The organism is Micromonospora sp. WMMD882 (genome assembly GCF_027497255.1).
Taxonomy (GTDB): domain Bacteria; phylum Actinomycetota; class Actinomycetes; order Mycobacteriales; family Micromonosporaceae; genus Micromonospora.
In genome coordinates this window covers 3,867,974-3,890,917 of the sequence record NZ_CP114903.1, presented here as the reverse complement: position 1 = coordinate 3,890,917, position 22,944 = coordinate 3,867,974, and the positions used below count along the sequence as shown (strand labels likewise).

Genomic DNA, 22,944 nt, shown 5'->3' with positions numbered 1-22,944 from the left:
CCGGGGCGGTGCTCAGGCCAGGGGCGGGGCGTTACTCAGGTCGGTCCAGGGGCGGGGCGGTGCTCAGGTCGGGTCCAGGGCCGGATCCGTGTCGGGCTGCTCGGCGAACAGGGCCAGCAGGGCTCCCACGTGCTGGTACGCCTCGGCGGGATGCCGGAACCGCCCGGCCGGGTTCACCGTGTACTCGTTGCGCCGGCCGACCCGCGTCCGCTGGAGGTAGCCGCCGGCCTCCAGGTCGGCGACGATCGCCTGGGCGGCGCGTTCGGTCACCCCGACCTCGTCGGCGACGTCGCGGAGCCGAGCGGTCGGGTTGCGGGCGATGGCGAGCAGAACGTGTGCGTGGTTGGTGAGGAACGTCCAGTTCCGGGGGCTCCCGCTCGCGCCGCGTGTCGTCGCCATGACGGTCATGTTATGACCCGGCCCTCATGTTCCGGCCGCCCCCTCGACAGGGAGGAGTTCCGGTCGGACCGGTGAGCTGTCAACACCTGAAACGCAGATCACGTATATCTTGACGTAGTTTGCGCTCCGTGTGAACGTGGTGGCGAGCCGTGCCCGTCCCCGGGGGTCGGGGCGTACGGGCCGACCCGGCGAAGGGGTGGGAAGATGACCGTTCGCAAGGAGCCGCCTCCGACGAACCCGGCCGAGGCGCTGGCCGAGCTGCAGGCCGGCAACCGCCGTTTCGTCGCCGGCGAGAACCGGCACCCCAACCAGGACGCCGACCACCGGGCCGCCGTGGCGCAGGGGCAGCACCCGTTCGCGGTGATCGTCGGTTGCTCCGACTCCCGGCTGGCCGCCGAGATCATCTTCGACCGCGGCCTCGGTGACCTCTTCGTGGTACGCACCGCGGGGCACACCGTCGGCGCCGAGGTGCTGGGCAGCGTCGAGTACGCGGTGACCGTCCTGGGCACTCCGCTGGTGGTGGTGCTCGGGCACGACTCCTGCGGCGCGGTGCAGGCCGCCCGCGAGGCCGACGGCACCGGCACGGCGCCCCCCGGCCACCTCGGGTCGATCGTCGGCGCGGTGGTGCCCAGCCTGCGCCGGGCCGCCCGGGAGGGCGTGGACGACATCGACGGCATCGTCGACATCCACATCGCGCACACCGTCGAGGTGCTGCTGGAACGGTCGGTGACGCTGGCCCGCGCCGTCGAGCTGGGGCAGTGCGCGGTGGTCGGCATGTCGTACCGGTTGGCGGCCGGGGAGGTCCGGGTGGTGCGCGCGCTGCCGGCCGACGACCGGTACGCCCTCGCCGCCGGCCCGCTCACCCCGGCCGACCCCACCCCCCACTGACCGTCCGCCCGCGCGGAAAAGCCCTCCCCGGTACGCCGGAGGAGGGCTTTTCCGCAGGTCAGCGCGTCAGAGCAGGGACACGTGCACGTGGTCGGTGTGGTTCGAGGGGCCGCTGTACGAGCTCCACTTGGTCGACGGGAACCAGATCTGCCGGTTCCAGATGACGTAGTAGATGCCGAGCCGGTCGGCGTTGCGGACCAGGAACGCGGCGAGGTTGTTGCCGTACTTGCGTTCGTCGAGGGTGTCCCAGGAGCTGAAGCCGCTGTTCTGCAACGACCAGTCGCAGGCCCGCCCCTTCGGGTGCTCGTACGGCCCGCCCGACCGGTAGCAGCCGACGAACCGGTCGAAACCGGCCCGCTTGACCTCCTTGTACATGTGGAGGGTGCGGGGCGTGATGCAGCCGCTGGTGGTCGGGTCGTCCTCGGTGCAGCTCATCGGCGCCCAGTTGCCGTTGGAGTCGCGCCCGGGGCCCATCTTCGCCACCGGTGAGGTGGCGTCGACGTACCCGCCGGTCAGGCCGACGCCACCGACCAGGGCGAGCGCCTTCTCGGCCTCGGTCTTGCGCTTGCGCAGGATGTCGTTCTGTTTCTGCTGCTCGACCACCTCGGCGTCGAGCGCCTTCTTGGCCCGGTCCGCCTGGTCCTTGGCGGCGGCGACGGCGGCGATCCGCTTGGCGTTGATCCGGTTCATCTCGTCGAGCGCGCCGACCCGCCTGACGAACGAGTCGGGGCTGTTGGTGTCGAGCAGCAGGGCCGCCGCGCCGATCCGGCCCGTCCGGTAGGACTGGGCGGCGATCGTGGCCACCTGGGGGGTGAGCGCGTTCAGCTCGTTCTCGGCGCGTCGCCGCTCCAGGTCGAGGGTGAGCTGCCGTTCCTTTGACTTGTTCAGCTTCGCCTGCGCCTGCGCGTAGCTGCGGTTGGCCGCCTCGATCACGTCGTTGAGCATCTTCGGCTGCGCGCCGTCGTGCCCGGACGGGTTGGCGGGGGCGGCGCCGGCTGGCGCGGCGGCGGAGCCGAGGGCCACGGCGAGCGCGGCGAGCACAGCCACGGCGGGTCTCGCCCAGCGGCGTAGGGGTGCCGTCACAGTCTTCCCTTCCGTCGACCGCCGACCGGGTTAGCTGACGGGTTCGGGGCGGAAGTGGCCCCTACCGCCGAAGCGGATACACCCCACGAACCTGGTTCCCCGGCTCGCCCGTAGGCGATTAGGCGGTGGCCCCGCTGGCGCCGCTGCGCGCCGTCCGTGGCGGTGACCGGCAGCGAGGTTACCCGACAGTGCCGGTCTGGTTCTACGTCCGGATCCCGACCAAAAGCGCTATTTGACAATCCGATTCCGTCACTCGTGACACATTTATCAAGATCACGAGGGGTGATCGTCACGCTGCGGAGTTCTGCCATGTCGTATTCGTGCTCCTCGGTCAGCCCGGCCAGGACGTGGGACGGTCGGCGGATTCGACGGTGGTGGCGCGCGGGGCGCTCAGCGCGGCGAGCGCCTCGTCCCGGTCCCCGGCGGGCCGGGGCGGGCGGGGGCCGGCCGGGGCGCGACCCCGGCCGGCGGTGGTCACCAACGCGGCCAGGCCGGTGGTGATCGGTACGGCGGCGATCAGGCCGAGCGTCGCCACGATGCTGCGGACGATCTCCTGGGCGAGGAACTCGCTGGTCAGGATCTCGGTCATGCCCCGGGTGTCGGCGGTCAGCAACAGCAGCAGCGGCAGCGACGCGCCCGCGTACGCGAGCACGATGGTGTTGACCGTCGAGGCGATGTGCGCCCGGCCGACCCGGGTCGCCGCGCGGTAGAGCTGGAGTCGGGTGAGGTTCGGGTTCGCGTGGGCCAGCTCGGTGACCGTGGCGGCCTGGGTGACCGTCACGTCGTCCAGCACGCCCAGCGACCCGATGATGATGCCGGCCAGCAACAGGCCGTGCAGGTCGATGTCGGCCTGGAACATGGACAGCGTGGTGGCGTCCTCCGAGCCGTACCCGGTCAAATGGGTGAGACCGGTGGCCAGCGTGCCCAGAATGCCGGTGAGAACCAGACTGGCCAGCGTGCCGAGCACCGCGACGGACGTCTGCGCGCTGACCCCGTGGGTGAGGTACAACACCACGAACATGATCAGCGCCGCCCCGGTGACCGCCACCGGCAGCGGCGACTGACCGGCGCTGATGCCGGGCAGCACGAAGGTCAGCAGGATGCCGAAGCTGACCACCAGCCCGCCGAGCGCGGCCAGCCCGCGCCACCTGCCGAACGCCACGATCGCCACCGCGAAGACCAACGCCAGCCAGATCAGCGGCTTGCCCCGCTGGTGCGCGGCGATGTTGTAGTCACTCACCGACGGGTCGGTCGGATCGGTCAACACGACCAGCACCACCCGGTCGCCGACGTCCACCCTCGGCGCGCCCGGCCCGGCCGGGATCGGCGTCTCGACCTGCTGCCCGGCGTCCGGCCCGCTGTCCACGGACACCGTCGCCGTGCCGCACGGCCCCGCGCCGCCCTCCGGCGCCTCGGGCGTCGGCGGGCACGACTCGGTCACCAACCGGGTGACCGTGCCGTGGTAGCGCGGCGCGTCCGCGCCGCCGGGCACCTCCGGGGCGTCCCGGGGCCACAGCACCACCGCCGCGATCACGCTGAGCACGAACAGCGGCACCACCGTCGCGATCAGGATGCGACGCACCCGTGGCGACGCCGGCGCGGCCGGACTGCTGTGGTCGTGACCCATCACTACTCCAAACGATCCGCACACTGGTACGGCCAGCCCCGCCGCCCGGTTCAGCGTAAGGAAGGGCGCCTTCCTGACACCTCACCCCCGGCACCCCCCCATCGTGCCCGGGGAGCAGCATGCGCCGACCGCCGCCGTCCGGGAGGCGGACGTCACGCCAGATCCGGGCACGCCGCGACTGGTCGTCCTCGGCGCTCACCGTGGCCGCGCCGAAGTCGAACACAGGCACGTGGGCGAGGGAGTCACGCGGCGCGACGGCCAACGCGACCGCCGTCGCCTCGTCGGGCACCGTAACCGGCAGGCGCAGCACCCAGCGACCCCGGCTCGCCGCCGCCCGGATGTGCTGGCGCAGCCGTTCGACCTCGTCGGCGACCCGGTCGAGGTATGCGTACACCTGCTCCGGCGCGAGGCCCCGCCAGCGCCGCTCGAACCGCACGGCCCTGATCGCGTACGGCTCCAGCCGCTCCCAGGTCAGATGGATCACGACTGCCCTCCCGGGGCGGCGGGCGGTCCTGCCGTACCAGGGGCGGCCAGGGCGGCGACGGTCTCGCGGAGGACGGCGCCGGCCCGGGTGAGCTGGTCGGCGGCCTCGCTCCACTGCCGGCTGACCGCCTCGACGGTGGGGCCGTCCCGGCGCGCGGCGCGAAGCTGCTCCTCGGCGACCCTGATCCGGTGCGGGAACCGGTCGACCCGGTCGGCTGCCGCGCCCAGCCGTACGGCGACCATGGCCAGGGTGGCGCTCAGGTCACCGCCGCCCGCCCGCCGGCCTGGCCCGTCGCGCAGCCGTTGGACGCCCAGCCCGAGCAGCCGTTCCGCCTCGTCGACGAGGTCGAGCGCCAGTTCCGCGCCGCGCCGGGCCGCCCGCGCCGGGCCGCCCGCGCCGGGCCGGGCCACCCGTGTTCTTATCGGACCCGAAGATCAACTTTGTGGTTGATCTTCGCGCTGCTTGTGAGTGTTGGAGATCTTGGACAATTACCGTCGAAATAGAGAGGTAAGTGTCCAAGATCTCCGGTGAGCGGGTGAGCGGGTGAGCGGGTGAGAGAAGTGGCACCGTGGGGCTGGGCGGCGGTCGTCGGATGGCGACGGGCGGAGCCGGATCCCTGGGTGGGCGTCCGGGCAGGGCCGAGGTGGGTGTCCGGGCAGGGCCGGGGCGGGTGTCCGGAGGGGGGAGGCGGGTGTCCGGAGGGGGGAGGCGGGTCGGTGGGGACGTGGGCCCGGGTGGGCGTGGTCACGACCGCACTTCTGCCGGGAACTGGTAGTCCGGGTGGGGGTCCTTGTCGGGTTCCCGGGCGGCGCCGGCGGCGTTGGTCACCCGAAGGTGGATCTTGGAGCCGTCCGAGGCGGTGATCCGTAGGCCGGCGGGCGAGATGTGCACACCGGGGTACTTGCAGGGCTCCCAGGTGGTGAACGCGGCGGGCCGGGCGGCGTCGAAGAGTTGGACGGCGAACGACACCATGCGCTGTACGCGCTGCGGCGGCGGTGGCATCTCGGGCGGCAGGGCGACGGTGGCGGCCTCGGGCTTCGCCGCCGTGGCCCAGATCATCGTGGCCGAACCGGACTGGTGGGTGACCTTCACTCCGGGCGGCGAGCTGCCGCCGGCAGCGGTGTCGGCGCCGTACCGCCCGATGTTCTGGAAATCGGGGTGCGCGCTGGCGCGCAGTAGCGCCTCGATCACGTCGAGGGCGGCGATCACCTGCATGGACTCTCCGGTTCCCACCGTGCCGGGCAGTTCGGGCAGCCGCGAGTTTAGTGCGACCCTCCCGGTCGGGCCGGGTGGCGCGCGGTCAGCCGCGCTTCATGAGGCGACCCACGGCGGCCATCATCTCGCTGGCCATCTCGTCGGCGCGACCCTCGGCGGCCCCCTCGTGCAGGCAGTGCCGGGCGTGGCCGTCGAGCAGGCCGAGGGCGACCTTGTCGAGGGCCGCCTGGATGGCGGAGATCTGGGTGAGCACGTCGATGCAGTACCGGTCCTCGTCGACCATCTTCTCGATGCCCCGGACCTGCCCCTCCACCCGGCGCAGGCGCGCGAGTAGCTGGTCCTTGCTGGCGGTATAGCCCCGGATCGGCGTGGCTGAGGTCATGGCACCGAGGATAGCTTACCCCTGGGGGGTATGTTAGCGTCGTGGCCGGGATACCCCCGGCGGGTATCCTGACACGAGAGGAGTCCCCATGGTCACCAGCACGTACCAGGTCCGGGGCATGACCTGCGGACACTGCGTCAGCAGCATCACCAAGGAGGTCGGCGCGCTCGACGGGGTCAGCGACGTCCGGGTCGACCTGCCCGCCGGGCAGGTCACCGTCACCAGCGAGACGCCGCTGGCGACCGACGTCGTCCGGGCCGCCGTCGACGAGGCCGGTTACCACCTCGTGGCGTCCTGACCGGCATGAACACGGCGACGAAGCTGGGCGGTTTCGCCCTCGGCCTCGTGGCGATGTTCGGCGCGGCGTACGGGGCCGGCCAGGTGGCCGACCCCGTCGCCCCCGCCCACGGGGACGACGGCCACGGGGACGACAGCCGCGGAGGCGACGGCCACGGGGACGACAGCCGTGGGGACGACAGCCATGGCGACGGGGCCGCGTCGGGCGCGGCTGCCGGGCACCTGCCCGGCGGGTTGCAGGTCTCCGACCGGGGGTACACGTTCCGCCCGGTCGACGCCCCGGCCGGCGACTTCGCCTTCCAGATCACCGGGCCGGACGGCCGCCCGGTCACCGCGTACGACGAGGCGCACGAGAAGAGGATGCACCTGATCGTCGTACGCCGGGATCTCTCCGGTTTCCGGCACGTGCACCCGGAGCTGGGCGCGGACGGCGTCTGGCGGGTCGCCTCGCCGCTCGGGGCGCCGGGCACGTGGCGGGCCTTCGCCGATTTCACCCCGTCGGGCGGGACGTCGCTCACCCTGGGCGTCGATCTCGCCGTCCCGGGCCTGTTCACCCCGCGCACGCTGCCCCGACCGGCCGACATCGCCACCGTCGACGGGTACCGCGTCACCGTGGACGGCTACACCGTCGACCTGACCGGTGAGCTGCGCGCCGGAGCCACCAGCGAGTTGACGGCACGGGTCAGCCGGGACGGCGTGCCGGTCACCGACCTTCAGCCGTACCTCGGCGCGTACGGGCACCTGGTCGCGCTGCGGCAGGGTGACCTGGCCTACCTGCACGTGCACCCGGAGGGCGCGCCCGGGGACGGGCGGACCAGCCCCGGCCCGCAGACGCGGTTCCGCGCCGAGGTGCCGTCGACCGGTACGTACCGCCTCTACCTGGACTTCCGGCACGGCGACGTGGTCCGTACCGCCGAGTTCACGCTGCGGGCCCGCCCCGCCGACCACACCCACCCGGCCGGCTCAGCCGACCACACCCACGACTGAGCGCCCACCACCGACTGATCGGAGGTCGTCATGTCCACCGCCCGGCCCCTGCCGGTCGCAGCGCGCCAGATCGAGCTGGCGATCGGCGGCATGACCTGCGCCTCCTGCGCCGCCCGGATCGAGAAGAAACTCAACCGCCTCGACGGGGTGACCGCCACCGTCAACTACGCCACCGAGAAGGCCACCGTCCGGTACGCCGGAGACGTCACCCCGGAAAAGCTGATCGCCACCGTCGAGCAGACCGGCTACACCGCCGCCCTGCCGCCCCCGCCCGGCGGATCGGGGCCGGCCGGGGCGACGGAGCCGGTAGACGAGCTGCGGGTCGCGCGTACCCGGCTGTGGGTGGCGACGGCGCTGACCGTACCGGTGATCGTGCTGGCCATGGTCCCGGCCTGGCAGTTCACCTACTGGCAGTGGCTGTCGCTGACGCTGGCCGCGCCGGTGGTGGTCTGGGGCGGGCTGCCCTTCCACCGGGCCGCCCTGGTCAACCTGCGGCACGGCGCGGCCACCATGGACACGCTCGTCTCGCTCGGCACGCTCGCCGCGTTCGGCTGGTCGCTGTGGGCGCTCTTCCTCGGCGACGCCGGCACGCCCGGCATGACGCATCCGTTCACGTTGGACATCGGTCGCACCGACGGGGCCGGCAACATCTACCTGGAGGCGGCGGCCGGGGTGACCGTCTTCATCCTCGCCGGCCGCTACTTCGAGGCCCGCGCCAAGCGGACCGCCGGGTCGGCGCTGCGTGCCCTGCTGGAGTTGGGCGCGAAGGACGTCGCCGTGCTCCGCGACGGGGCGGAGGTGCGGATCCCCGTCGACCGGCTCGCGGTGGGGGACCGGTTCGTGGTCCGGCCGGGCGAGAAGGTCGCCACCGACGGGATGGTGGCCGAAGGCACCTCGGCGGTCGACGCCAGCATGCTCACCGGCGAGTCCGTGCCGGTCGAGGTGGCTCCGGGGGACGCCGTGGTGGGAGCCACCGTGAACGCGGGCGGCCGGCTTGTCGTCACCGCCACCCGGGTCGGCGCGGACACCCAGCTCGCCCAGATGGCGAAGCTGGTCGAGCAGGCGCAGACCGGTAAGGCCGCCGTGCAGCGGCTGGCCGACCGGATCTCCGGGGTGTTCGTGCCGATCGTGATCGCGCTCGCGGTCGGCACGCTCGGCTTCTGGATCGGCAACGGCGCCGGCCCGACCGCCGCGTTCACCGCCGCCGTCGCGGTGCTGATCATCGCCTGCCCGTGCGCGCTCGGCCTGGCCACGCCGACCGCGCTGCTGGTCGGCACCGGTCGGGGCGCGCAGCTCGGCATCCTCATCAAGGGTCCGGAGGCGCTGGAGTCCACCCGACGGATCGACACCGTCGTGCTGGACAAGACCGGTACCGTCACCACCGGCCGGATGACCCTGGTCGACGTGCTCCCCGCCGCCGGGCAGGACGCCGACGAGCTGCTGCGGCTGGCCGGCGCGCTGGAGGCCGCCAGCGAGCATCCGATCGCCCGTGCCGTCACCGCCGGCGCCGGGCAGCGTGCCGGCGCTGGCGGTGATGGCGCCGGGCAGCGTGCCGGCGCGCTGCCCGCCGTGACCGGGTTCACCAACGTCGCGGGGCTGGGCGTCACCGGCAGTGTGGACGGTCACGCCGACCTGGTGGTCGGGCGGCTCCGCCTGCTGCGGGAGCGTGGTCTCGCCGTACCGGAGGAGGTCGAGCGGGCGGTGACCGCCGCGCAGGCCAAGGGACGGACGGCGGTGCTGGCCGGCTGGTCCGGGCGGGCGCGCGGCGTCCTGGTGGTCGCCGACGTGGTGAAACCGACAAGCCGGGCCGCGATCGACCGGTTCCGGGCGCTCGGGCTGACCCCGGTGCTGCTCACCGGCGACAACACCGCCGCCGCCCGCGCCGTCGCCGACGAGGTGGGCGTGGCCGAGGTGGTCGCCGAGGTGCTGCCGGCGGAGAAGGTGGCCGTCGTCACCCGGTTGCAGGCCGAAGGGCGGGTGGTGGCGATGGTCGGGGACGGGGTCAACGACGCCGCCGCGCTGGCCCAGGCCGATCTGGGGCTGGCCATGGGCACCGGTACGGACGTCGCGATCGAGGCGTCCGACCTGACCCTCGTCCGGGGCGACCTGATGGCGGCGGTGGACGCGGTCCGGCTTTCCCGGCGGACCCTGCGGACCATCAGGAGCAACCTGTTCTGGGCGTTCGCCTACAACGTGGCCGCCCTGCCGCTGGCCGCCGCCGGACTGCTCAACCCCATGATCGCCGGAGCGGCCATGGCGTTCTCGTCGGTTTTCGTGGTGGCCAACAGTCTGCGCCTACGCGGTTTCCGACCGGTGAGCTGAATCTCCTCGTCCGGTCGGGAGCCGCGCCGATCAGACGTCGATGTGTGCCGATCTGAACACGGACCGGTTACGCTTCCGGAGTCGGTCGCGCCTTCTCGATTTCCTGAGGCATCCCCCGATCGGTGGACGGATGGAGTTCTCTCATGACGACCGCCCGAGCAACGTACAACGTCTTCTCCACAGCCGGCCTGTCGCTCGTTCCGCTCAGGACGACCGACGACCACGTCCGGCTCGCGGTGGCGGGCGAGGTCGACATGGCCACCGCCAGCCAGCTCGACGACGTGCTCACCGGGCTGCTGCTGGAACGGCCGACCCTGATCGACATCGACCTCGAAGGGCTGCGCTTCCTGGACTCGGCCGGCATCCTGGTCCTGCTCCGCAACCATGCCGCGGCCGAGGAGCAGGGCTGCCGACTGATGATCAGCAACCCGCCCTCCTCGGTGCGCCGGGTGCTGCACATCACCGGTGTGCTGTCGCTGCTGGCCGCCGAGGATTGATCCGGTCAGCCGCCGCCGTCCCGCTGTCCCGCCGTCCCGCCCTCCCGCTGTCCCGCCGTCACGTCGCATGCGGCGGCGGCCCCCGCGCGAGTGGGCCAGGCGGGCAGGCAGGCGGGCAGGCGGGACGGCGGCCGGCGGCGGGCGGGCCCAGGGGCCCGGCAGACCCGCTGGCTGCTTCGGTCGGCCGGACCCGACGGGCCGTCGCTCGGGTGGACACCCTCTTGTTCGGAGCCTTTGGAGCTGCCCCGAATATGGGGCAGGCGCACGTGGGGGCGGGCCTTCCGTCGCAGTGTCAGCTACCCCCATGTGCGTAGGTTCCGCGTGGCACGGAGGAACGGATGACCGTCCGTCGAAGTGTCCGCTGCTCCGGCCTGGCGCAGGGTTGCCTGGATCGGATGACGGTCGAAGTGTCGCTGTCGCTGTCGCTGTCGCGGACGTGCGGGCGCGGTTCCGCGTGAGGTGGGCGATGAGCCACGGGGTCACCGCGCGATGATCCAGGTGTCCACTGCCCCATATCCGGGGCAGCTCCAAAGGATCGCTTCCGGAACCTATGAGGACCGCTCCGCGCACGCCGGCGAGCGATCACCGCGATCACGACGTTCGCCCGCGCTGCCGGCACCGGCGTTCCAGGTTCGGTTACCCTAACCTAACTCTCGGCGAGGAGCGGTCGAGCGTCGGGGCGAGGGAAGGGGACGCGTGGAACATCAGGTCTTCCGGGATCAGTGGGGGGTTCCGCACCTGCGGGCCGCGGATCCCCTGTCGCTCGCGTACGCGCAGGGACGGGTCACCGCCGTCGACCGGGCCTGGCAGATCGAGGTGGAACGGCACCGCGCCCAAGGGACCAGCGCCTCCTTCCTCGGCGCGGACGCGGTCGGCTGGGACCGGTTCGCCCGGCAGACCCGGCTCGCCGACACCGCCGCGCGCTGTCACGCCAACCTCGACCGGGAGACCGCCGACTGGGTCGGCGCGTACGTCGACGGGGTGAACGCCGGTCTCGCCGTCGGGGCCCGTCGCGCCCCGCAGTTCGCCGCCACCGGCCTGCGTCCCGGCCGCTGGCAGCCGTGGACGCCACTGGCCGTCTGGCTCTGCCACCACATCTTGTTCGCCGGGTTCCCGGCGAAGCTCTGGCGTACCGAGGTGGCCCGGCTCCTCGGCGACGACGCGGTCGACTGCTTCGCCGCCGACCGCCCGGACACCGTCGGCAGCAACGGCTGGCTGCTCACCGGCGCGCGGACCGCCAGCGGCAGCCCCGTCGTCGCCGGTGACCCGCACCGCTTCATCGAGGACCCGGGCATCTACCAGCAGATCCGGTTGGCCTGCCCGGCGTACGACGTGGTCGGTCTGGCCGTGCCGGGCGTACCCGGCATCGCCCACTTCGGACACGGTGGGCCGGTCGCCTGGGCGATCACCAACGCGTCGGCCGACTACCAGGATCTCTACGCCGAGCGGCTGCGCCGCCGCGCCGACGGGACGGTCGAGGCGCTCGGTCCGGACGGCTGGCGACCTGCCGTCAGTCACGTCGAGACGATCGAGGTGGCCGGGGGCGACCCGGTCGACGTCGAGGTGATCGAGACCGAGCGCGGCCCCGTGATCGTCGGCGGACCCGCCCCGGACGAGACCACGGGGCCGGAGACCGCCGCCCCGGAGACCGCCACCGCCCCGGAGACCGTCGCCGGGTCGGGCGTCGCCCCCGAGGCGGAGGCCGGAGCGGCGATCAGCCTCCGCTACCCGCCCCGGGTCCGGGGTGAGCTCGGCTTCGCCGCCCTGCCCGCCCTGCTCGCCGCCACCTCGGTCGCCGACGTCGACGCCGCCTTCGACAGGTGGGTGGAGCCGGTGAACGTGGTGCTGGCCGCCGACACCTCCGGTGGGCTGCTGCACCGGGTCGCCGGGGCGGTGCCGCTGCGGGACGGGGCCAACGGGCGTCGGGTCGTGCCGGCCTGGACGGCCGGTCACGGGTGGCGCGGCTGGCATCCGATGCCCCGGGTCGACGTGGCCGATCTCGCGGTGATGGCCAACGAGCGGGGCGTCTCCGCGCCGCTCGGCGTCGACTTCGCCCCGCCGTACCGGGCCGACCGGATCCGGGAGCTGCTGACCGGGCGGACCGACTGGACCGCCGCGGACTCCACCCGGGTGCACACCGACGTCCGGGCGGCGTCCGCCGAGCCGTTGCTGGCCCGCCTCGCCGACCTCGACGGGCTCGGCCCGGCCGCCGCCGCGCTGCGCGACCGGCTGTCGCGCTGGGACCGCGAGATGCGCGCCGACAGCGTCGACGCCGCGGCCTTCGCCGCCGTACGCGCGGCAGTGGCCCGCCGGCTGGCCGCCCACCCGGCGCTGGCCCCGCTGGCCGGCGTGCCGGAGCGCTACCCAGCGCTGTTCCACCCGTGGCTGGGCCTGGTGTCCAGAGTGGGTTTCGCGCTGCCGACCCTGCTGCGTACGGAACTCCTGCCCGCCGCCGACGTGACCGACGCGGTACGGGCCGCCGTCGAGGAGACCGCCGCCGCCGGGAGCACCGCCACCTGGGGTGAGCTGCACCGGCTCGCGCCCTGGCAGGCGCTGCCCGAGCCCTCGGCGCAGTGGCCGGGGCTGGCGGGCGACAACGACTGCGTGTTCGCCACCTCCAGCGTTCCCGGGGTCACCCACCACTGTTTCCGGGCCTCCGCCGCCCGCTACGCCTGGGACCTGGCCGACCGCGAGCACAGCCGGTGGGTCGTCCCGTTCGGCGCGTCCGGCGTGCCCGGCGACCCGCACCAACGCGACCAGTTGCCGTACTGGCTGCGGGGTGACCTGGTGCCGGTGGTCACCGACTGGCGACGACTCCGGGAGGAGCCCGGTGACGACCAGGATCAGTGACCCGGTCTGGCGGCGGCGGGTCGACGGTTTCGGCGAGGTGCTGATCCGGCCGGTCGACCCGGCCGCCGACGCCGACCTCATCCACGACTGGGTGACCCGGGAACGGTCCCGCTTCTGGGGCATGGGCGACGCGACCCGGGAACGGGTCCGGGAGGTCTACGCGTACGTGGACTCGCTGGCCACGCACCACGCGTACCTGATCCACCGGGACGGCCGTCCGGTGGGGCTGTTCCAGACGTACGAGCCGGCGGCCGACCCGGTGGGCGAGTGCTACCAGGTGCGGCCGGGCGACTTCGGCATCCATCTGATGGTGGCCCCGCCGGACGGCGGCGTCGAGCCGGGCTTCACCGGCGCGGTGCTGGGCGCGTTCCTGGACTTCGTCCTGGCCGACCCGGCCCACCGGCGGATCGTGGCCGAGCCGGACGCCCGCAACGACCGGGCCATCGCCCGGTTGGTGCGCGCGGGTTTCGTTCCCGGCCCTCAGATCGACCTGCCCCACAAACGCGCCCAGCTCCTTTTCCTCGACGTGTGAGGAAGGGCCTACCGCCTGGCGTCAGGAAGGGCGCCTTCCCAACGCCCGGGGCGGGCGCGGCGGCTCAGTCGGCGGTGCGGCCGAGCCGCCAGTAACCCATGAACGCCACCGCGCCCCGGTCGAGTCCGCGTTCGGCGACCAGGTGCCGACGCAGGTTGCGGATCATGCTCGCCTCGCCGGCCAGCCAGGCGTAGAGCGGCGCGGGGTCGGCCGGGGTGGGCACCTCCCAGAGGATGTCCCGGTCCACGTCGACCTCGACCAACGCCCCACCGACCCCGACCCCGGCGGCAGCGCCGGTCAGGGTGGCCGGGCCGGTCACGACAGCGCCGGCCAGGGCGGGGACGGGCTCGGGGGTGGGCAGCAGCTCGGCGGCGACCGCGGCGACCGCCGGTCCGAGCCGACTGCCGTGCGCGCCGTCGGCGCGGGGCAGCCAGGTCACGGTCACCCCGGGCGGGGCGGCCACCGGCAGCGCGTCGGCCGGGTCGGGCACCTCGATCATCGCCTGGCCGTGGGCGTCGGCGGGCAGCCGTTCCAGGATGGCGCAGATCGCCGGGGCGGCGGTCTCGTCACCGGCGAGCAGCAGCGTCCCGGCCGGCGGTGGCTGGAACTCGACGCCGCCGTGCACGCCGTGGTAGCCGGCGTCCGGGCCGACGATGGCGAGCCGGTCGCCGGGCCGGGCCCGCCGCGCCCACCGGGTCGCCGGGCCGCCGTCGCCGTGCAGCACCAGGTCGACGTCCACCTCCTGCGCGTACGGCCGGACCGCGCGGACGGTGTACGTCCGGATCGGGTTGCGGCTGTCCTCGGGCAGCGCCCGCCACCGCTGGTACCAGTCGGGGCCGTCCGGCAGCTCCGCCACCGCGCTCCCGCCCAACGGCAGAGCCAGCTTGATCCGCTGGTCGTAGCCGTTGTCGGCGAACCGGTCCAGGTCGGGGCCGGTGAAGGTGACCCGCAGGAACGACGGGCTGAGCCGGCGCAGCGCCCGGACCTCGACGGTGAAGACGCGCCACGGCGCGACGGAGAGGGTGCTGGGCATGACGGCCTTCCTGCTCGGGTCAGGTGGAGAGGTGGGAACTCAGCGGGCGCCGGCCGCCGTGCCGCGGGAGCGCCACAGCAGCCAGACGAAGTACGGGGTGCCGATCATGGCGGTGACCAGGCCGGCGGGGACCTGGGCGGGGGCGATGACGGTGCGGCCGAGGGTGTCGGCGAGGCTGACCAGCGCCGCGCCGAGCAGCACGGCGACCGGCAGCACCCGGGCGTGCCGTCCGCCGACCAGCGCCCGGGCGGCGTGCGGGGCGACCAGCCCGACGAAGCCGATCACGCCGACGGCGGAGACGGCGGTCGAGGTGAGCAGCGCCGCCGCGCCCAGCGCGAGCAGCCGGGTGCGTTCCAGCCGTACCCCGAGCACCCGGGGGGTGTCGTCGTCCAACGCGAGCAGGTCGAGCTCGCGGCGGGCGGCGACCACGGCCGGGACGGCGAGCAGCAGGGCGATCACCACCGGGAGCACCTGGGGGGCCGTCCGGCCGTAGGTGGAGCCGGAGAGCCAGGTCAGCGCCTTGCCGGTGTTCCATGGGTCGGAGCTGACGATGATGAACGTGATGATCGCGGTGCCGCCCTGCCAGACCCCGAACCCGATCAGCACCAGCCGGTCGGAGCTCAGCCCGCCGTACCGGGCCAGGCCGTAGACCAGGGCGAACGCCACGACCGCGCCGAGCCCGGCGGCCCCGGAGATGGCGGCGACGCCGGCCAGCGGGACGAGGGTCAGCAGGGTCACCGCGCCGATGCCGGCCCCGCCGGTGATGCCGAGGATGCCCGGCTCTGCCAGCGGGTTGCGGCAGACCGCCTGCACGGTGGCGCCGGCGACCGCCAGGGCCGCGCCGGCCAGCAACGCCGCCGCGACCCGCGGCCACCGCTGGTCCAGCACGAAGGTGTACGCCGGACCGGTGCGCCCCTGCACCCAGTTCGTCACGTCGCCGAGCAGGACCCAGGTGTCCCCGGCGAGCATGCCGAGGAGCACCGCGCCGAGGGTGACGGTGGCGCACACCGCGACCACGGTCAGGTGGACGGCCCGGGAGCGTACGGCGGCGTGCCCGCCCGGCGGGCGGCGGGTGGGGCCGGCGTCGCGGTGCCGGCGGGCCAGCCAGACCAGCAGCGCCGCGCCGAACAGGGTGGTGACGACACCGGTGGGCACCTCCACCCCGGCCTGCGCGCCGAGGACGGCCCGCAGCAGCACGTCGGAGCCGAGCACGATGATCACGCCGACCATGCCGGACAGCGGCAGCAGGACCCGGTGCCGGTGCACGCCGGGCACCAGGCCGCGGAGCAGTCGGACGATCACCGGCGCGCAGAGCCCGACGAAGCCGATCGGCCCGGCCAGGGTCACCGCGGCGGCGGAGAGCAGGACGGCGAGCACGGTGACCAGGAGCCGGGTCCGCCGTACGTCGAGCCCGAGCACGGTGGCGGTGTCGTCGCCGAGGGCGAGGATGTCCAACCGGTGCCCGAGCGCCAGGAGCACCAGCGCGCCGCCGCCGATCACCGGGGCGAGCTGGGTGAACGCCACCATGTCGCTCTGCACCAGCGAGCCGTTGCCCCAGGCGAACAGGCCGATGGTGGCCTGCTCGAAGAGGAGCATCAGCAGCATGGTGAGCGAGCTGAGGGCGAGCGCGGTCGCCGAGCCGGCGAGGATCAGCCGGGTCGTGCCGGCGTGCCCGCCGGAGGAGAGCGTCATGACCAGCCCGGCGGCGGCGAGCCCGCCGCAGAAGGCGAGCCCGCCGGCGGGCAGCGCCGGCAGGGAGAGCCCGAACGCCGCGGCGGCGACGATCGCCAGGTGCGCGCCGGCGTTGACGGCGAGGGTGTCCGGGGAGGCCAGCGGGTTGCGGGCCAGGGACTGGAGGGCGGCCCCGGCGAAGCCGAGCGCGACGCCGACGGCCAGTCCGGCGAGCAGCCGGGGCAGGCGGGACGCGACGAGCACCCGGGCGGTCTCGTCGTCCGTGCCGACGAGCAGGCGCAGCAGGTCGAGCGCGCCGACCGAGGAGGTGCCCTGGGTGAGGTGCGTCGCCGTGACCACCAGGAGCAGGACGGCGGCGACGACGAACGCGCCGGTGACCCGGGTGACGCCGAGCGGGCCGCCGGGGGCCGGCCGGCTGGCCGACCCCCGGCGGAGGGGCGTGCTGGTCTGGCTCAAGCCGCGTAGACCTTCACGAGCTGGTCGACGTACTGCTGGCCGGAGAGCGGGCCACCGAAGGTCCAGATGCCGTCGGGCATCTTGTGCAGTTTGTTCTGCTGGACGAACGGCAGGGACTTCCAGATCGCGTTGCCGGCCAGCCCGTCGACGAAGACGTCGTCGCCGTCCGAGGCGTTGTAGAAGAAGTGGACGTCCTGGCCCTTGAGGACGGTGAGCCCTTCGACGTCGGTCTGGCCCAGCCCCCACTGCTCGTCGACCGCGCCGGTCCAGGCGTTCTTGAGCCCGAGCTGGATGCCGAGCTGGGAGACCAGCGCGCCCTGACCGAACATCCGGATGGAGACCGTGCTGCCCTCCTTCCAGCCGTCGGCGATGGCGAACTGCTGGCCGGCCGCGCCGGCGTCGGCGATCTTCTTCTTGCCGTCGGCGAGGGCGGCGTCGAAGTCGGCGAGGAGTTTCTCCGCTTCGGCGGTCTTGCCGACCGCCTGGGCGATCATGTTCAGGTCGGAGCGCATCCGGCCGAGGTTGTCCTTGGCGTCGGTGCCCTTGGTGACCAGCACCGGCACGTACTGCTCCAGTTGGGTGACCAGCGTGCCGGCCCGTCCCTCGTTCATCACCACCAGGTCGGGCTGCAACGCGACGACCGAGTCGACGCTCGGCTCGCCTCGGGTGCCGACGTCCTGCACGCCCGGGTCGAGCTTCACGGCGGTGACCCAGGTGGCGTACCCCTTGGTGTCGGCGACGCCGGCCGGCATGACGCCGAGGCTGGCCAGCATCTCGGCCTCGCCCCACTCCAGCGCGACGACCTTGCGGGCCGGGGCCTTGAGCTCGACGGCCTTGCCGCGGCTGTCGGTGACGGTGACCGGGCCGCTGGGCGCGGCGTCGGAGGGGGCCGGGGTCTCGGCCGGGTTCTCGGTGGTGCCGCAGGCGCTGACCAGCAGCGCGGTGGCGGCGGCGGCCAGCAGGGCCGCACGGGTACGCATCATGGCTTTCTTCTCTGTTCGTGGCTCGGGTGGAGAGGTGTCGGGAGGAACGGGTCAGGCGACGACGGCCCGGCTGCTGTGCCGGCCGACGGGCCGGGTGGAGAGCAGCCCGGTCACCGGGTCGACGGTCACCTCGATGCGGATGCCGTACGTGTCGGTGAGGGCGTCCTCGGTGAGGACGTCGCGGGGGACGCCGGTGGCCCGGACCCGCCCGCCGTGCAGGAGCACCACCTCGTCGGCGACGGCGGCGGCCTGGTTGAGGTCGTGCAGGACGACCCCGACGGCGACCCCGTCGTCGTCGGCGAGGTCCCGCATCAGGTCGAGGATCTCGACCTGGTAGCGCAGGTCGAGGAAGGTGGTGGGCTCGTCGAGCAGCACCACGCCGGTGTCCTGGGCCAGGCAGGTGGCCAGCCACACCCGTTGCAGCTCGCCGCCGGAGAGCTCGTCGACCGGCCGGTCGGCCATCGTGGTCACGCCGGTCACCGTCATGGCGCGGGCGATCATGCCCGGGCCGTCGGGGTCGTCGGCCCGCCACCGTCCCCGGTACGGGTGCCGGCCGTAGCCGACCACGTCCCGTACGGTGACGCCGCTCGGGGTGGGGCGGCTCTGGGCCAGCAGGGTGACCCGTTGGGCGAACTCGCGGGCGGACAGGGCCCGGGCCGGCGTGTCGTCGCCGAGCAGGAGCTCGCCGCCGGTCAGCGGGTGCAGCCGGGCGAGCCCGCGCAGCAGTGTGGACTTGCCGCTGCCGTTCGGCCCGACGAGCGCCGTCACCGCGCCGGGGCGGAGGGCGATCGCGGCGTCGTGCACCACGGTCGTGCCGTGGTAGCCGAGCCGTAGATCCACCCCGCGTAGTCCGACGGAGCTGTCATCCGCACTGCTCATGGCGGTTAGGTTAACCTAACCTTAGTTCGCCTTGTCAAGGCGGTCCGGACCGCCGGGCCTCCGCTCCCGACCCGACCTGAGTACGGTTCACGATGGACCGGATCGCACAGGAACGGGGGACGTCGATGGGTGTCAGGTATCGCCGGACGGTTCAGGTGGCGGCGTCGGCCGGCACGGTCGCGCGGGTCATGCGGGACGTGGCGGGCTGGCCGCGCTGGAACGCCTCGGTGGAACGGCTCGACCGGCCGGGCGTCGGCCCGCTGACCGTCGGCGAGACCGTCCGGCTCAAACAGCGCCGGCTGCCCGCGAACACCTGGACGGTCACCGACGTCGACGAGTCCGGCTTCACCTGGACGGCGACCAGCGGCGGCGTCCGGACCACCGGCGACCACCGGGCGCGGGCCGTCGACGCCGGCCGTACCGAGGCCGTCCTCACGCTGACCCTGGACGGCCCGTTGGCCCGGCTCTCCGCGCTGTTCGCCGCCCGGCTGATCCGCCGCTACCTCGACCAGGAGGCCGAGGGGCTGCGCCGGGAGGCCGAGGGGCTGCGCCCGACGGCCGAAGAGCCCGCCGGAGAGCTGCGCCGCGAGGCCGAGGGGGAGACCGGCCGGTAACCGGGCCTTCCGCCCCGGCCACCTCCCACCGGTGAGTCGCGCCACCACGCCGGTCGCCTCCCACCGGTGAGTCGCGCCACCACGCCGGTCGCCGGTCGGCCGGACCTGGCGACCCGCTGCGGTCGGATCGCCGGGTCCCGGCCCTTCGAGGTCGCCGAACGGGAGTTGCGCATCGACCGTGACGACGGCCACCAGCGTCCGCCACGCGCGGGTTCCCGGTGACCCGGCCCGGGCGCTCTGCCGCCCACCGGGCGGCTTCTCACCAGGTGGCGGGGGATGGCGTGACTCACCGGCAGTGCAGGTAGCCGGATTCCCCGGCTAGGGTTGGGAAAACCGTTTTGCTGATCTTGGGGAGGCTGCGTGCTGGCACTGGTGGCGGCCCATGCGCTGGCAGCCGTGGCCGCCCCCGGGCTGGTACGCCGCTGGGGTCGACAGGCACTCTACCCCCTCGCGGCCGTGCCGGCGGCGACCCTGGTGTGGGCGCTGAGCCACACCGGCCGGGCGCGTGCCGGCGAGCCGGTCATCGAGACGTACCCCTGGGTGCCCCGGCTGGAGCTGGACTTCGCCCTGCGGATGGGCACCCTGTCCTGGTTGATGGTCGTGCTGGTGGGCGGGGTCGGCGCGCTGGTGCTGGTCTACAGCGCCCGCTACTTCCGCTCGGACGACCCGGGGCTGGGCCGGTTCGCGGCGGTGTTCGTCGCGTTCTCCGGGGCGATGCTCGGCCTGGTCGTCTCCGACGACCTGCTGCTGCTCTACGTCTTCTGGGAACTGACCACCGTCTTCTCCTACCTGCTCATCGGATCTGACCCGGCGAAACGGGCCAGCCGAAGGGCGGCCATGCAGGCGCTGCTGGTCACCACGCTGGGCGGGCTCGCCATGCTGGCCGGGTTCGTGATGCTCGGCCACCACGCCGGCAGCTACCGCTGGTCGGAGATCGCCGGGAACCTGCCCGGCGGCGGCTACCTGACGGTGGCGCTGGTGCTGGTCCTGCTCGGCGCGCTGAGCAAGTCGGCGATCTTCCCGTTCACGTTCTGGCTGCCCCGGGCGATGGCCGCGCCCACCCCGGTCAGCGCGTACCTGCACGCCGCGGCGATGGTGAAGGCCGGGGTGTTCCTGGTCGCGCTGTTCGGGCCGGCGGTCGCCGACGTCACCGTCTGGCGGGTGACGCTGCTCACCGCCGGCCTGGTCACCCTCTTCGTCGGCGCGTGGTCCGCGCTGCGCCAGGACGACCTGAAACTGCTCCTGGCGTACGGCACGGTCAGCCAGTTGGGCCTGTTGATGGTGATCCTCGGGGCCGGCACCCGGGACGCCGCGCTGGCCGGCGTGGCCATGGTGCTGGCGCACGCGCTGTTCAAGGCCACCCTGTTCCTGGTGGTCGGCATCGTCGACCACGTCACCGGCACCCGGGACCTGCGCGAGCTCAGCGGCCTGGGCCGGCGCCTCCCGGCGCTGGCGGTGGTGGCGGCGCTGGCCGCCGCGTCGATGGCGGGCCTGCCGCCGACGGCCGGGTTCGTCGCCAAGGAGGCGGCGTTCGAGGGCTTCCTGCACGGCGGCGGCCCGGCCGACCTGGCGGTGCTGGTGGGCGTGGTGGCCGGCTCGGCGTTGACCGCCGCGTACACGCTGCGTTTCCTGTGGGGGGCGTTCGCCGGCAAACCCGACGCGCCGGAGACCGACGCGCACCCGGTGCGCTGGTCGTTCCTGGCCGCCCCGGCGGTGCTCGCGGTCGCCGGCCTGGCCGCCGGGGTGGGCGCCCCGGCGGTCGACAAGCTGATCGCCCCGTACGCGGACGGGTATCCCACCGTCGAGGAGCCGTACCATCTGGCGCTCTGGCACGGGGTGACACCGGCGCTGGGCCTGTCGGCCCTGGTCGTCGGGGTCGGCGTCGGGCTGTTCCTGCTGACCCGACGGGGCCGCTTCCGCGCCGGCGAGATCCTGCCGTTCGACGGGTCCGCCGTCTACCAGCGGGTCATCGACGGCACCGACCGGCTGGCGGTCGAGCTGACCGGCGCCACCCAGCGGGGCTCCCTGCCGTTCTACCTGGGCGTCATCCTGGTCATCATGGTCCTGCTGCCCGGCGGCGTGCTGGTGGCCGGCAGCCCGTGGTCGTCGGACTTCCGGGCCTGGGACACCCCGTTGCAGGCGGTGGCCGCCGCCGTGGTGGTCATCGCCGCCGTCGCGGCGGCCCGCGCGCCGCGCCGGATGACCGCGATGATCCTGGTCGGGGTCTCCGGGTACGGCACCGCCCTGCTGTTCGTCCTGCACGGCGCGCCCGACCTGGCGTTGACCCAGTTCCTGGTGGAGACCGTCACGATCGTGATGTTCGTGCTGGTGTTGCGCCGGCTGCCGGAGAAGTTCTCGGAACGGCCGATCCGGGCCAGCCGGCGCGGCCGGATCGCTCTCGGCGTCGCCGTCGGCGCGGTCACCGCCGGACTGGCGTACGTGGCCGCGGGCGGCCGGCTGGCCGAGCCGGTCTCCGTCGGGTTCCCCGACGAGGCGGTGTCCTACGGCGGCGGCAAGAACATTGTCAACGTGACCCTGGTGGACATCCGGGCCTGGGACACCATGGGCGAGGTCGCGGTGCTGGTGGTGGCCGCGACCGGGGTGGCCAGCCTGATCTTCCGGCGGGCCCGGGACCTCGACCGGCGCAGCGGCATCCCGGGGGCGGCGAACGTGCCGTCCCGGCCGACCTGGCTGACCACCGGGGCCACCACCCGCCGCCAGTCGGTGATCCTCCAGGTGGTCACCCGGCTGCTCTTCCACGCCATCCTGATCTTCTCCATCTACCTGCTCTTCTCCGGGCACAACGCCCCCGGCGGCGGGTTCGCCGCCGGGCTGGTCGCCGGCCTGGCGCTGACCGTTCGCTACCTGGCCGGCGGCCGTACCGAGCTGAACAGCGCCGCGCCTGTCGACGCGGGCGTGGTGCTCGGCGCGGGGCTCTTCGTCGCGGTCGGCACCGGGGTGGCCGCGATGCCGCTGGGCGGGGAGTTCCTGCAGAGCGCCGTGCTCGACTTCCACCTGCCGCTGCTGGGCCACCTGCACTTCGTCACGTCGGTCTTCTTCGACGTCGGCGTGTACCTGATCGTGGTCGGCCTGGTCCTGGACATCCTGCGCAGCCTGGGCGCGGAGATGGACCGCCAGCACGAGGCCGAACGGGCCGCCGCGCCCGCCGACGGGGAGGCCGGGTCGGCCGCCGACGGCGAGACCGCGTCACCCGCCGACGAACCGGACAAGGAGCTGGTGTGACCCCCAACCTCACCTACGTCGTGGTGGTCGGCGTGCTGTTCGCCGCCGGGGTGACGCTGCTGCTGGAACGCAGCCTCACCCGGGTGCTGATGGGCGTGATCCTGCTCGGCAACGGGGTCAACCTGCTGCTGCTCACCGGCGGGCGCGCCGGTGGCCCGCCGATCGTCGGCACCACGCCCGAGGGCGAGATGAGCGACCCGCTGCCCCAGGCCATGGTGCTCACCGCCATCGTCATCACGCTGGGCATGACCGCGTTCCTGCTGGCGTTGTCGTACCGGAGCTGGCACCTCAACGGCCACGACGAGGTGCAGGACGACGTCGAGGACCGCCGGATCATGGACCTGGCGGACCGGGACGAGGGGCCGGGCACCTCGGACGACCCCACCAACGGGGACGACCCCGACGACCCGGTCGACCCGGACGGCCGACCGAACCCGGTGGCGGTCGCCGCCGGCACGGACGCGGGGAGGACCGGATGAGC

Annotated in this window: 21 protein-coding genes, 1 pseudogene and 1 riboswitch; of the genes and pseudogenes, 11 read left to right on the top strand and 11 right to left on the bottom strand. The window is 73.8% G+C overall.

The window, feature by feature from the left end; all coding sequences use genetic code 11:
* Positions 1-63: 63 nt before the first annotated feature.
* Positions 64-408, bottom strand: a complete 345-nt coding sequence (locus O7606_RS16245) for a helix-turn-helix domain-containing protein (RefSeq protein WP_281594875.1) — start codon at positions 406-408, stop codon at positions 64-66.
* A 195-nt stretch (positions 409-603) separates the two neighbouring features.
* Here O7606_RS16245 and O7606_RS16240 point away from each other — a divergent pair, with 195 nt between their 5' ends.
* Positions 604-1,287, top strand: a complete 684-nt coding sequence (locus O7606_RS16240) for a carbonic anhydrase (RefSeq protein WP_281594874.1) — start codon at positions 604-606, stop codon at positions 1,285-1,287.
* 66 nt (positions 1,288-1,353) lie between these two features.
* Here the strand turns inward: O7606_RS16240 and O7606_RS16235 are convergent, their stop codons facing one another.
* The 6 genes and pseudogenes from O7606_RS16235 to O7606_RS16210 form a co-directional block, all read right to left on the bottom strand.
* The gene (locus O7606_RS16235; protein ID WP_281594873.1) at positions 1,354-2,370 is read right to left on the bottom strand and encodes a hypothetical protein; all 1,017 of its coding nucleotides are present in this window, start codon (positions 2,368-2,370) and stop codon (positions 1,354-1,356) included.
* Between the two features lie 3 nt (positions 2,371-2,373).
* Positions 2,374-2,505, bottom strand: a riboswitch (cyclic di-AMP (ydaO/yuaA leader).
* A gap of 196 nt (positions 2,506-2,701) precedes the next feature.
* Positions 2,702-3,997: a YibE/F family protein gene (locus O7606_RS16230; protein WP_281594872.1), complete on the bottom strand. Its 1,296-nt coding sequence runs from the start codon at positions 3,995-3,997 to the stop codon at positions 2,702-2,704.
* A 373-nt stretch (positions 3,998-4,370) separates the two neighbouring features.
* A pseudogene (locus O7606_RS16225) lies at positions 4,371-4,433 on the bottom strand (DivIVA domain-containing protein); the annotation flags it as partial.
* Between the two features lie 44 nt (positions 4,434-4,477).
* Positions 4,478-4,891, bottom strand: a complete 414-nt coding sequence (locus tag O7606_RS16220; protein WP_281594871.1) for a hypothetical protein — start codon at positions 4,889-4,891, stop codon at positions 4,478-4,480.
* Between the two features lie 334 nt (positions 4,892-5,225).
* Positions 5,226-5,696, bottom strand: coding sequence for a hypothetical protein (locus O7606_RS16215; protein WP_281594870.1), 471 nt, complete (start codon positions 5,694-5,696; stop codon positions 5,226-5,228).
* A gap of 85 nt (positions 5,697-5,781) precedes the next feature.
* Positions 5,782-6,078: a metal-sensitive transcriptional regulator gene (locus O7606_RS16210; RefSeq protein ID WP_281594869.1), complete on the bottom strand. Its 297-nt coding sequence runs from the start codon at positions 6,076-6,078 to the stop codon at positions 5,782-5,784.
* 88 nt (positions 6,079-6,166) lie between these two features.
* Between O7606_RS16210 and O7606_RS16205 the strand changes: the two genes are divergently transcribed.
* The 6 genes from O7606_RS16205 (at position 6,167) to O7606_RS16180 (ending at position 13,563) form a co-directional block, all read left to right on the top strand.
* Positions 6,167-6,376 (top strand): copper ion binding protein, encoded by a 210-nt coding sequence (locus tag O7606_RS16205; protein ID WP_281594868.1) that lies wholly within the window; start codon positions 6,167-6,169, stop codon positions 6,374-6,376.
* A gap of 5 nt (positions 6,377-6,381) precedes the next feature.
* Positions 6,382-7,362: a hypothetical protein gene (locus O7606_RS16200; protein ID WP_281594867.1), complete on the top strand. Its 981-nt coding sequence runs from the start codon at positions 6,382-6,384 to the stop codon at positions 7,360-7,362.
* Positions 7,363-7,392: 30 nt separating this feature from the next.
* A complete protein-coding gene (locus tag O7606_RS16195; RefSeq protein ID WP_281594866.1) occupies positions 7,393-9,684 on the top strand; it encodes a heavy metal translocating P-type ATPase in 2,292 nt (763 codons plus the stop codon).
* A gap of 143 nt (positions 9,685-9,827) precedes the next feature.
* Entirely contained in the window at positions 9,828-10,181 is a 354-nt protein-coding gene (locus O7606_RS16190; protein ID WP_281594865.1) for an STAS domain-containing protein, read from the top strand.
* A gap of 696 nt (positions 10,182-10,877) precedes the next feature.
* Positions 10,878-13,031: a penicillin acylase family protein gene (locus O7606_RS16185; RefSeq protein ID WP_281594864.1), complete on the top strand. Its 2,154-nt coding sequence runs from the start codon at positions 10,878-10,880 to the stop codon at positions 13,029-13,031.
* Positions 13,012-13,563, top strand: coding sequence for a GNAT family N-acetyltransferase (locus tag O7606_RS16180; RefSeq protein WP_281594863.1), 552 nt, complete (start codon positions 13,012-13,014; stop codon positions 13,561-13,563). Before O7606_RS16185 ends, O7606_RS16180 begins: the two co-directional genes overlap by 20 nt.
* A gap of 64 nt (positions 13,564-13,627) precedes the next feature.
* Here the strand turns inward: O7606_RS16180 and O7606_RS16175 are convergent, their stop codons facing one another.
* From O7606_RS16175 to O7606_RS16160, 4 genes are read right to left on the bottom strand one after another with little or no spacing between them, the layout of a single operon-like run.
* A complete protein-coding gene (locus O7606_RS16175; RefSeq protein WP_281594862.1) occupies positions 13,628-14,596 on the bottom strand; it encodes a siderophore-interacting protein in 969 nt (322 codons plus the stop codon).
* Between the two features lie 39 nt (positions 14,597-14,635).
* A complete protein-coding gene (locus O7606_RS16170) occupies positions 14,636-16,744 on the bottom strand; it encodes an iron ABC transporter permease (RefSeq protein WP_281594861.1) in 2,109 nt (702 codons plus the stop codon).
* The gene (locus O7606_RS16165; protein ID WP_281594860.1) at positions 16,741-17,727 is read right to left on the bottom strand and encodes an iron-siderophore ABC transporter substrate-binding protein; all 987 of its coding nucleotides are present in this window, start codon (positions 17,725-17,727) and stop codon (positions 16,741-16,743) included. The genes O7606_RS16170 and O7606_RS16165 overlap by 4 nt, the downstream gene beginning before the upstream one ends.
* Positions 17,728-17,778: 51 nt before the next feature.
* Positions 17,779-18,606, bottom strand: coding sequence for an ABC transporter ATP-binding protein (locus O7606_RS16160; protein WP_281594859.1), 828 nt, complete (start codon positions 18,604-18,606; stop codon positions 17,779-17,781).
* 125 nt (positions 18,607-18,731) lie between these two features.
* On the opposite strand from O7606_RS16160, the gene O7606_RS16155 reads away from it, so the two are divergent.
* The 4 genes from O7606_RS16155 (at position 18,732) to O7606_RS16140 (ending at position 22,942) form a co-directional block, all read left to right on the top strand.
* Entirely contained in the window at positions 18,732-19,220 is a 489-nt protein-coding gene (locus O7606_RS16155; RefSeq protein WP_281594858.1) for an SRPBCC family protein, read from the top strand.
* Between the two features lie 66 nt (positions 19,221-19,286).
* Positions 19,287-19,442, top strand: coding sequence for a hypothetical protein (locus O7606_RS16150; RefSeq protein ID WP_281594857.1), 156 nt, complete (start codon positions 19,287-19,289; stop codon positions 19,440-19,442).
* A gap of 138 nt (positions 19,443-19,580) precedes the next feature.
* Positions 19,581-22,463 carry a Na+/H+ antiporter subunit A gene (locus tag O7606_RS16145; RefSeq protein WP_281594856.1) on the top strand — a complete coding sequence of 961 codons (2,883 nt, stop codon included), beginning with the start codon at positions 19,581-19,583 and terminating at the stop codon, positions 22,461-22,463.
* Positions 22,460-22,942, top strand: coding sequence for a Na(+)/H(+) antiporter subunit C (locus tag O7606_RS16140; protein ID WP_281594855.1), 483 nt, complete (start codon positions 22,460-22,462; stop codon positions 22,940-22,942). Before O7606_RS16145 ends, O7606_RS16140 begins: the two co-directional genes overlap by 4 nt.
* The last annotated feature ends 2 nt before the right edge of the window (positions 22,943-22,944 follow it).